10 protein-coding genes and 1 pseudogene are annotated in these 9,097 nt (G+C 66.9%); 3 read left to right on the forward strand and 8 right to left on the reverse strand.

Features of this window, described 5'->3' with window-relative positions; all coding sequences use genetic code 11:
* Positions 1-24 precede the first annotated feature (24 nt).
* The 7 genes from ACGFIF_RS43150 to ACGFIF_RS43180 form a co-directional block, all read right to left on the reverse strand.
* Complete coding sequence (locus ACGFIF_RS43150) at positions 25-642, reverse strand: helix-turn-helix domain-containing protein (RefSeq protein ID WP_393163533.1); 618 nt, start codon at positions 640-642, stop codon at positions 25-27.
* 263 nt (positions 643-905) lie between these two features.
* Positions 906-1,121, reverse strand: coding sequence for a DUF397 domain-containing protein (locus ACGFIF_RS43155; protein ID WP_393163535.1), 216 nt, complete (start codon positions 1,119-1,121; stop codon positions 906-908).
* A gap of 308 nt (positions 1,122-1,429) precedes the next feature.
* Positions 1,430-1,756: a hypothetical protein gene (locus ACGFIF_RS43160; RefSeq protein WP_393163537.1), complete on the reverse strand. Its 327-nt coding sequence runs from the start codon at positions 1,754-1,756 to the stop codon at positions 1,430-1,432.
* Between the two features lie 561 nt (positions 1,757-2,317).
* Complete coding sequence (locus ACGFIF_RS43165; protein ID WP_393163539.1) at positions 2,318-2,530, reverse strand: hypothetical protein; 213 nt, start codon at positions 2,528-2,530, stop codon at positions 2,318-2,320.
* A gap of 76 nt (positions 2,531-2,606) precedes the next feature.
* Complete coding sequence (locus ACGFIF_RS43170) at positions 2,607-3,368, reverse strand: hypothetical protein (RefSeq protein ID WP_393163541.1); 762 nt, start codon at positions 3,366-3,368, stop codon at positions 2,607-2,609.
* Positions 3,365-3,682 (reverse strand): PadR family transcriptional regulator, encoded by a 318-nt coding sequence (locus ACGFIF_RS43175; protein WP_393163542.1) that lies wholly within the window; start codon positions 3,680-3,682, stop codon positions 3,365-3,367. The genes ACGFIF_RS43170 and ACGFIF_RS43175 overlap by 4 nt, the downstream gene beginning before the upstream one ends.
* Before the next feature lie 112 nt (positions 3,683-3,794).
* A complete protein-coding gene (locus ACGFIF_RS43180; RefSeq protein ID WP_393163544.1) occupies positions 3,795-5,102 on the reverse strand; it encodes a hypothetical protein in 1,308 nt (435 codons plus the stop codon).
* A 248-nt stretch (positions 5,103-5,350) separates the two neighbouring features.
* Here ACGFIF_RS43180 and ACGFIF_RS43185 point away from each other — a divergent pair, with 248 nt between their 5' ends.
* Positions 5,351-6,553, forward strand: coding sequence for a helix-turn-helix domain-containing protein (locus ACGFIF_RS43185; RefSeq protein ID WP_393163546.1), 1,203 nt, complete (start codon positions 5,351-5,353; stop codon positions 6,551-6,553).
* A gap of 42 nt (positions 6,554-6,595) precedes the next feature.
* On the opposite strand, the gene ACGFIF_RS43190 is transcribed toward ACGFIF_RS43185, so the two are convergent.
* A complete protein-coding gene (locus ACGFIF_RS43190; protein ID WP_393163548.1) occupies positions 6,596-7,495 on the reverse strand; it encodes a helix-turn-helix domain-containing protein in 900 nt (299 codons plus the stop codon).
* Positions 7,496-7,831: 336 nt separating this feature from the next.
* Between ACGFIF_RS43190 and ACGFIF_RS43195 the strand changes: the two genes are divergently transcribed.
* Positions 7,832-8,707, forward strand: coding sequence for an SAM-dependent methyltransferase (locus tag ACGFIF_RS43195; protein ID WP_393163550.1), 876 nt, complete (start codon positions 7,832-7,834; stop codon positions 8,705-8,707).
* 64 nt (positions 8,708-8,771) lie between these two features.
* A pseudogene (locus tag ACGFIF_RS43200) lies at positions 8,772-9,097 on the forward strand (hypothetical protein); the annotation flags it as partial.

The raw sequence follows: 9,097 nt of genomic DNA on the forward strand, positions 1-9,097 counted from the left end.
GCGCCTACCCGTGCCGTAGGTCAGTTAGTCGAAGCGCATGATCGGCACACCGCGTACGGCCTGTGCGTGACGTGCTCGTTCGATCATGTCGATGCGATTCGGGTCGAAATACCATCTGCCCGACACGAACATGGCCGGCAGTCTGCCGTCGGCAGCCATCTGACGGATGTACGACTCGCTGCGCCCGAGTCGCTTTGCCACCGCCGCCGTACCGACGTAGCCGTCAGGAACCTGTGGCTTCCGGGGCAGGTTGGTCGCCGACGTCGCGGCGAGTTCCTTCACATCAGCTGGGTAGACCAGCGACTTTGTCCCGGGCACCAGCGGCAGCTTGCCGTCGGCAATCAACTTTCGGACGTCATCGAGGGAGCACTGAAGACGCCTTGCAGCCGGAACAAGCTTGATCGGCTCGCCCTTATCGCGAAGAGCCACGACCTCCGACAGCAGCAGCGGCCGCCCATTGTTCGGCTGGCCGTGGCGCGGCAACCGTCCAAGCGCGATGAACCGGTGCACCTGGGCAGGACTCTTGCCCAGAACCACGCTGGCCTGCGTGATTGAGATCCGCGGATCAGCGACCATCCGCGGTTGCCCGAGCAGCGGATCAACCGGCAGGTCGCAGGGACCGTGTTGATGCTCGACTGACATGCCCCCAAGCCTCGCATCCGGCCAGTCCCCAGCGAGTGCGCCGGTACGAGAACGCCCGCACCTTCGCAGCGGAAGGTGCAGGCGCTTCCACATCCTGCCCTGGCGCGAGTGACTCGGGGCCGAGCCTGTCCCCCACTGGGCCTCCATCGTCGAGACGATCAGGCATCAGGGGAAACCGGGACAGAGACGTGAGTCCACGCCGATCAGAAGTGGCTCCGGTCGGCGCGGACGCTTGAGGGGTCGAGGAGAGGTGGGCGGCGGAGTCAGCCTAGGGAGTTGTCGAACTGCCCGTCTTTGACCCCGGCGATGAAGGCATCCCACTCCGATCCCGTGAACTGAAGGATCGGACCTCCGCCGCGCTGCTTGCTGTCTCGCACCGTCGCGCCGCCATCAGGCAGGAAGGCAACCTCGACGCAGTTGTTGTTGGGATTGCTGCGGGTGGACTTGCGCCAGACCGCAGTGGTCGTGTGGTCGGTCATTTGCTTCCTTTCGATGCGCGTCAGGGGTGCGGTGCAGTCGCTGATCACTGGCCCGAGCGCCGTCCCCCACCTCCCTTGCCTGGGTGGGGGACGGCAGGGCCCTCGGCGGGATCCCGCCCGATCCCGGGGTGGAACGGCGGACGACCGCACCCACTGGTTCAGCCCGGTCGCCCACCGGTTCGAAGGGGTGCTCTGGCCGTGCGACCTACAGGGGAAGAGGCCGCACGGACAGGCGCCCGAAGCGGGATCGGCCGGCGCAGATGAAGGAGGAGGAGCACCTGCGCTGAGGAGCGGCCGATCCCGCTGGATCATGGACCGGGGTCGGTGAACAACACCTCCACCCCGGTTTCGAGCCGGATCCGGTTCCACCGCGAACCGCGGTCGTCCCGAGCGCCGACGTGGATCGGCGTGGGGACGATGACCGCCGCGACGTCCAGGCTGCCGACCGCGGCCAGCAGTTGCTCGAACGCCTGGGTCTCGGTGGGGAGCGCCTCGACGTGGACTGTCCCGAGGACGAGGCCGCGTGTCTTGGCGGTCTCGGCCATACGTTGCTGGCACCGGCCGAGCTCGTCGGCTGACATCAGCGGGTACTGTCGCAGGTACCCCAGTGCCAGCCGGGCGGACGGTCCGATCACGACGGCCTACCTGTCGATTGGCCGACGGGGTGGTTGGTGACGCGAAGGCTCGGGAAACGACGCATCATCGCTGCCTCGTACCGTCCGGCCAGTTCAGGCTCAGCCCGGTACGTGGCGATCGGGTGCTCACCGAACCACACCCGGACCATGCGCTGGGGCTCTTGGTCGACCGCGGTGGCCATCACAGTCCCCTGATCTCGCGACGGATGTCGCGAAGCAGGAAGAACCACAGATACGCATCCACCCAGGCCAGCATCTCGAAGCCGCTCATCTCCAAGCCGCCCATCAGACTCCCGCTCCCCAGTTGCCGATCGAATGGATCCACGGGGCCGGGATCGGTGGGAGAGAGATCCCGGCCCGTGGTGTTGCTCAATCACCAAACCGTACCAGGCCAGCCAGGGCCAAGGGATCAGCTGTTGCCTCGCTGTTGCGTCCTCCTCGACGTGTTGCGTTGCTGTTGCGTTCTGACTCAGTAACCCTGGAATTCAAGGGCTTCTGTGTGGTCTGCTGATGGTTGCATTCGGCAATAGACGGGCTGGCAACTTCGCGTACGGCTTCGCTCTATCGGCGACGCATAAGTGTGTGAGCGAGTCCGAGCGTGAAGCCGGCCGCCCCGCCGCCGACCAGTACCGAGGCCGCAGGCGACTGCCCGCTCCAGTGCGCAAGCATGCCTGCGACGAATCCGACGAACGCGGCGAGCAGGAGCAACAGCACGTGCCGCTCAGAGAAGCCGTCGTCGGGAAGCGAGTTCGGTGGGGTGTTGATCTTGGCCATCTTCCCTCTCCTCTATATATGTAGCTATCTATGTAGAGTTGTGCGTTTGTTTTGCCGGGTGAGTGTGGCTTGACCCTTAGTCGGCGACCTCGGACAACTTCGCCACCTCGCCGACGAGGAGTATGTGGCGACGTACAGACCAGGCGCTTCGGGAGCCCACGAACGACGCCAGGATGCCGCCCACTGTCGCGGCGAGATTCAGATCGAACCGATCAGGGAACATGGCCCCATCACGGAACACCGTGTCGTAGGCGTCGGCGTCGCCGGCTAGAGCCCAGACGAGCAGGCCGAGATTCCCGAAGCCGATCAGTGCCACGCCCCACTGGGTCACGAGGCTAACGATGCGAATGGCCATGACGGTCGCAGGCCTGCAACCAATCGCGGCTGATCTCGCAGCGGACCGCATGAACGACGGCAACCGAGACAAGAACCCGAGCGAGAGACAGATGACGCTCCACTGCAGTAGCGGCGCGACCGGTGACTCCACGGTCCCGCTGTACACCTGCGGAAGCATCACCGCGGCGCCGACGCACAACATCGTGATGAGCGCTGGGCCGAAGAGTGATACCAGCACCACGGCGAAGCGGTCACCATGGTGCATGCGTGCTGCCGCGGCGATGTCGCGCCGCATCTGGCAGTTCTCGCGCTGCCCCCGCGCGAAACTGAGCGGCGCGTACACCGAACGCCATCCGCGTGGATTGCCGTTGGCAACGTGCCACAGTTCGTTCAACAGCTCCTTGAGCACTTCGCCCCGCTCGTGCTCCGGGAGAACTTTGACGCTGCGGCGAATGATCCGCCGGGCGAGAGCATGAGCCCGCCCGAGCCCGGCCGTTGTCATCGCGCCGTTCCGAGGCTCGGCCGGCCGGGACCTACGGCCGCGGTGCCAGCGGAGACCGTCGCGAGAACCTTGCGGGAGAACCTCTGCCCGTCCTCGGTCAAGACGTAGTACTTCCGGATGGGGCCTGGGCGATCGCCGGTGGGTTCCTCCCACCTGGACTCCACATATCCCTCGTCCTGTAGCCGAGACAACAGCGGATACAACGTCCCGCTCTTCAACCCGGCCGTCTTCATCAGGTCATAGCCCCAGTGCCTGGCATCGGGATCGTCGAGCAACACCCTGAGCACTCGCTCCAGGGCGTTGGTGATCTTCATGGTCGTCCCTCCTCTACATATGTGGCTGACTATCTATGTAGATTAACTGATGATGCGGTAGCGCGCCAGGGGTCGATCGTGCCGGCCGTGCGACCGCTCCGGCGGTGCTGATCTAAGCAGTCCGAGCCAGGAATTGTTGGGCTGCAGCAGCGGCCCGGTGAGGAGCGAGAAGCCGTGTGAAGTCGGCCAGCGCCCCGCTCGGCCGGGCCGAGTCGACACTTTCGACTTGGTCCAGCGCCTCGCCGGCCTTCGCGCAGGCGGCGTCGACGTCACCGAGCCGGAGGTGCGCCTCGGCCGACCGCACCAGGTACAGCGCGTTGTCGCGCGCATAGCCGTCCGCGGCGTACGCGCTTTCTCGCGCGGCCGCGAAGTACTCCAGGGCCTTTTGCGGGTCGTCGAGCTCGAGCGCGGACGAGGCCGCGATCATCTCGATCTCCCCCGCCGACATCCAGTACGCCCACGGCGGATCCTCATCGCGTGGACCCGACTCGAACGCCGCCCTCGCCGCCTCGAGCTCCCGTGCACAGCCGACACGATCGCCGGTCTTCGACAAGGCACGGCCGGCCCGCATATGCACCATCGCCCGTACCGTCGGCGTTGCCCGCGCAGTTTGGGCCTGCGCGGTGCGGACGAGGTTCACCGCATCCTGCGGACTGCCGACCGAGTAGGTCTGGATCGCCATGAACGCGAGTATGTTCGCGCCGCACGCGGTGTCGCCGGCCGTGGCCGAGGCGCGCAGAGCCGAGATGTAGTACGACTGGGCGGCGGCGTGCCGCCCGGCGTCGAAGTGAAGCCAGCCGCAGATCCTCGCCGATTCCGCGAGCGCGGAGAACAGGCGCTGGCCAATCGCGTCGCCGTACATCGCCTCGTCGGCCAGCCGGCTGAGCAGACCGAACTCCGCGGTCGCCAGCTCTCGCAGCTCGCCGCCGCCGAGGCTGTCGTCCAGGCGCCGCAGGTCGTCCAGCCGCTGCTCCAGCCGGTCGAGCGTCGCCGCCGTCAGCGGGCGCCGCCCGCGCGGCGTACCCGCTGCTGCTGTTGCGTCCAGGGCTCCGGACCACTCAGTACCGATCGAGGTCAGCAACCCACCTGATGCGATCAGAAACCCGCGACGATCCATCGAGCCTCCCTGCGCGGCAGCGGCGGTCGAAACCACCGTACCTGCAGGAGTCCAAGGCGAATGGAGTACGGCGTGGTCGTCGTGGAATGCCTGACCGAGCCAGTCCGGCCAGCCGAGCTGCTTCACGGCATCGGCACGGACACCATGCAACTGAGCCATCGCATGCTGCGCCGCCGAGTCCGGCACAACAGCCCCGGACTCCCACCGTGTCACCTTCTCCCGGCGGATCGCCATGGCGCCGTACCCGAGGCGCCGGTGCTCACGGTCGACCCGCGCCAAATACTGGACGGCTGACACTCCCATCGCCGCACGCAGGGCCGCTAGAGGATGGCGATGCTCGGTTCTCACAGCCAGCTCCTCCCGAACTGGGCGACTCCCACAGAACCGCCGGCGGCTTCCTTGCCTGCGACTCTTGACGTAGCGGATCGCTCTCGCTATGTGACCGATTGTGCTGGCAGGCCAGGTAGGCGGAGTCGCAGAGTTTCTGCGAGTCCACCGCCAGTAACCGCCCGGATGGGAGAATGAAGATCGACCTGACCACAGGGAGAGCGATGACCGCGACGACCACCGGGCAACGGATCGCCCGCGCCCGCAAGCGCAGAGGCTGGACCCAAGCCCAGCTCGCGGACGCACTGGGCTACTCGGTGAGCTGGGTCAGCCAAGCCGAGCGCGGCGTGATCCCGCTCGACCGGTTCAGCGTCCTCGACCGGGTCGCCGACGTCCTCGGCGTCGAGATGGTCGAACTCACCGGCCAGCCCTATCGGCACGCCAGCCCCGACCTCGACTCCGGCCACAACGGCATCCCCGCACTACGGATCGCCCTCCAGCGCGCCCTGATGCCCCACTACCGCGACCCAGCGCGCGCACCGCGCGATCTGGCCGACCTGCGCACCGAGATCGCCACGGCCGAAGATCTGCGCCAAGCCGCCGACTTCGCCACCCTCGGCGGGATCATGCCCTCGCTCGTCGACGACGCCTCTGCCGCGCTGCGCGCCGCCGAAGGCGCGACGCACGACGAACTCGCCGCACTGTTCGTCAGGGTCTGCCACATCGCCCGCGTCACCTCCGACCTCACCGGCCACCACGACCTCGCCTGGACTGCGGTCGAGCTCGAAGTACGCACCGCCGAAGCGCTCGGCGCACCGGCCCCGCTCGCGGCCGCGACCTGGGACCTGTGTGGGGTGTGGCTGCACGCAGGCGGCGACGCCTTGCGCTCGGCCAAAGCCGCCGCAGTTGAAGGCCTTGACCGGCTCGACCTGCACGTCGGCCGCGACGCCACCCTCACCGCGCTCTGGGGAGCGATGCACTTGCGCGCCGCGGTGGCCAGCTCCCGGCTGTGGGACGAGGCCGACGTCCGCAGCCACCTCGCCGAGGCCGCCCGCGTCGCGCCGGCGACCGGCAACCCGTGGCAGACCCAGTTCAATGCGCCGAACGTAGCCCTGCACGCCCTTGAGACCGCCGTCGAGCTCGGTCACCCGAAAGACGCGCTAGGCCTGGCCGACCAGGTACCCGTCGAGGCCATGGGATCGACCGAACGGCGAACCCACTACTGGACCTGCCACGCGCGCGGCCTCGGCATGGCGCACCGCGACGGTGCCGCTCTCGAAGCACTCCTCGAGGCCGAACGCCTCGCGCCGGCCCATGTTCACAACAGGCCCATGGCCCGCGAACTCGTCACCGATCTCCTGCACCGTGGCCGCCGGCCCTCCCCCAAACTCCGACACCTCGCCCGGCGAATGGCCCTCAGCACCTGAGCGACCGGTGTCACTGGACCCGCCTGGCGAAAGCGTCGCCGGTCAGGTGCGCTGCTGGAGCTCCTCCAGCCTGTGGCTGATGAAGTCAGCCGACTGCTCCGCGTCGTACGCGGTGTCCCACACAGTGCTCCAGGCCGTCCGATACAACTCGACCTCATCGGGTTTGACGGTGTAGTGGAAGCCAAGATAGCCGTCCACATAGACGCCGGGTGGCTCGATCAGTCGGCCGTTCCCGCGCGACGGAAAGTCGAGGACGATGAATTGGCCGGTGGTGAGGCCGCCATGCTCACGGTCAAGCGGCATGACCCGGAGCTCGATGTTCGTCAGGTGTGTGATCTCCAGCAGATGCGCGAGCTGACCGGCCATCGTCTCGGCGCCGCCGATACTCCGCCGCAGCGCAGCCTCACCCACCACAACCGTCAGTTCAGGCGCGCCCGATTCGCGTCTGAGTATCTGCTGCCGGTCGAGCCGGAAGTCCAGCCGTCGTTCCATCAGGTCAGGGGCCGGCTGCTTTCCGGTGAAGCGCTCCAGCTCCATGACGCTGCGTGCGTAGTCGTGGGTCTGCAGCAGGCCCGGGACGAAATCGGGCTCGTACCAGGCCAGCGCCGAAGCGGCGGCCTCGAAGCCGACGTACATCGCGAAGTTGTCCGAGACCACGTCCGCGTACGACTGCAACCAGCTCTTCGCCTTGGTCTCCAAGGCTAGATCCATCAGCGAACGGACGACCTCGGGATCGGAGACACCGTAGATCTTGCACGCCTGCTCAACGTCGAGACTGCGAACCGAGGTCTCTCCGTTCTCCATCCGCGACACCGTGGCCGCTGACAGCTCAAGCCGCCTACCCGCTTCCCTCAGGGAGATGCGGGCACCCTCACGAAGCTCGCGCAGATGCCTGCCGAGCTGGATTCGCGAGACCGTTCCAGTGGCTGATTGCGTCGTCATCTGACCTCGTTTCTGAGCGACCAAACACTAGCGCCCTCTCCCGCACCCATCCGCCAGACATGCTAAGACGAAACACGCCAAAACGAAACGTTGCAAATCAGAGCGTTTCACTGTTCACTGTTGCCTCAACGCACTGAGTGAGGGGCGGTGACAACCGATAACGGAGCCCCGGCGCGATCCGCTCTCCCCTGTGGGGCGGATCGAGTCCAGACCTCCCCCGGAAGCCGGGACCTCCACACCACCGGGGCCGGCTGTGTGGCTTCCCCGCCCACACAGCCGCCCACCCGGTCCCATGTCACCGATCAAGCGACCACACAGCGAGAGGCCCCGGCCAGGATGACCAGCGGCGACCCACGACACGCGACCCAGCGCGCCCTGGCGATGTTCCCTGTCATCACGGCGAGCACCGCGCGCGTCTGGAACCTGGCCCTCGGCGGCAAAGACAACTTCCGGGTCGACCGCGACGTCCTCGCCGCCATTCACGAGGTCGCCCCTGGCTTCTCCGCCCTGGCCACGGCCAACCAGCAATTCGTCTCTCGGGCCGCGACGTACCTGGCCCGGCTCGGGATCACCCAGTACCTCGACTGCGGGCCAGGCCTGCCACCTGGCGACCACATCCACGACGTCGTACAGAAAATCAACCCAGCGGCGAAGGTTCTGTACGTCGACAACGACCCGATCGTGCTCTCGCACGCGCACGCCCTGCTGGCCACCAACGCCAACACCCACGTCCTCGACAGCGACATCTTCGCGCCCGACGAACTCCTGAAACACAAGGACGTGACCACCTTCCTCGACTGGTCACGCCCAATCGCCATCTTCCACACCGCGAACCTGCATCACCACCACGGCGATGGCCTGACAGCACTCCTGCAGACCTACATCGACGCCGCAGCGCCGGGGTCCTGCACAGTCATCTCCCACTTCCTAGACCCTGAAGAACCAGCCATCACCGCGCGCTGCCGCGAGATCGAGAAGCGACTCCTCGACAGCACCCTCGGCACCGGCTGGTTCCGCACCCTCGACCAGATCCACGCCATGTTCCCCGGCCAGGACCTCCTATCCCCCGGCCTCGTGCCGTGCCACCAATGGCCGAACGACGACAACGAGGCGAACAGCTGGATCGAGGCCTGCATCGCCGGTGGCATCGGCCAGAAGCGAGACGCTCGCACGGTCCGAAGGCCCCTCTCTGTTAACACCAACCGTGGTTGAACCCAACGAACTACTCCGAGCCACCCGGCAGCGCACCAAGTCCGTGCGCTGGCCTGGCCGAACCATGTCCCGGGCCGAGCTAGCCGAGGCCGTGGCCGCTTGGCTCTGGGACACAACCCAGACAGACTGCGGCCTGGACGCCCACTACATCGCGAAACTCGAACGCGGCGTCGTCCGCTGGCCCAGACAGGCCTACCGCGAGGGACTTCGAGAGGTCCTGGAGGTCGAGAGTGACCGCGAGCTCGGCTTCGTGGACCACGCCTGGGAGACGTACCTCGCCAGCACCGAAGAGTCCGATCCAGGCCGAATGCATCGTTGCTCGAGCAGCAACGACGCACCTACAGCCGGAGGGCTCTCGTCGGTCAGGTGCCCTCTGGGGAGCGCGCCGGG

This window comes from Kribbella sp. NPDC049174 (assembly GCF_043197365.1).
Lineage (GTDB): Bacteria > Actinomycetota > Actinomycetes > Propionibacteriales > Kribbellaceae > Kribbella.

What these genes read in the sequence shown, in the direction of transcription:
- ACGFIF_RS43150 (WP_393163533.1), bottom strand. Translation starts at nt 642, where the DNA reads ATGTCAGTCGAGCATCAACACGGTCCCTGCGACCTGCCGGTTGATCCG.
- ACGFIF_RS43155 (WP_393163535.1), bottom strand. Translation starts at nt 1,121, where the DNA reads ATGACCGACCACACGACCACTGCGGTCTGGCGCAAGTCCACCCGCAGC.
- ACGFIF_RS43165 (WP_393163539.1), bottom strand. Translation starts at nt 2,530, where the DNA reads ATGGCCAAGATCAACACCCCACCGAACTCGCTTCCCGACGACGGCTTC.
- ACGFIF_RS43170 (WP_393163541.1), bottom strand. Translation starts at nt 3,368, where the DNA reads ATGACAACGGCCGGGCTCGGGCGGGCTCATGCTCTCGCCCGGCGGATC.
- ACGFIF_RS43175 (WP_393163542.1), bottom strand. Translation starts at nt 3,682, where the DNA reads ATGAAGATCACCAACGCCCTGGAGCGAGTGCTCAGGGTGTTGCTCGAC.
- ACGFIF_RS43180 (WP_393163544.1), bottom strand. Translation starts at nt 5,102, where the DNA reads ATGGGAGTGTCAGCCGTCCAGTATTTGGCGCGGGTCGACCGTGAGCAC.
- ACGFIF_RS43185 (WP_393163546.1), top strand. Translation starts at nt 5,351, where the DNA reads ATGACCGCGACGACCACCGGGCAACGGATCGCCCGCGCCCGCAAGCGC.
- ACGFIF_RS43190 (WP_393163548.1), bottom strand. Translation starts at nt 7,495, where the DNA reads ATGACGACGCAATCAGCCACTGGAACGGTCTCGCGAATCCAGCTCGGC.
- ACGFIF_RS43195 (WP_393163550.1), top strand. Translation starts at nt 7,832, where the DNA reads ATGACCAGCGGCGACCCACGACACGCGACCCAGCGCGCCCTGGCGATG.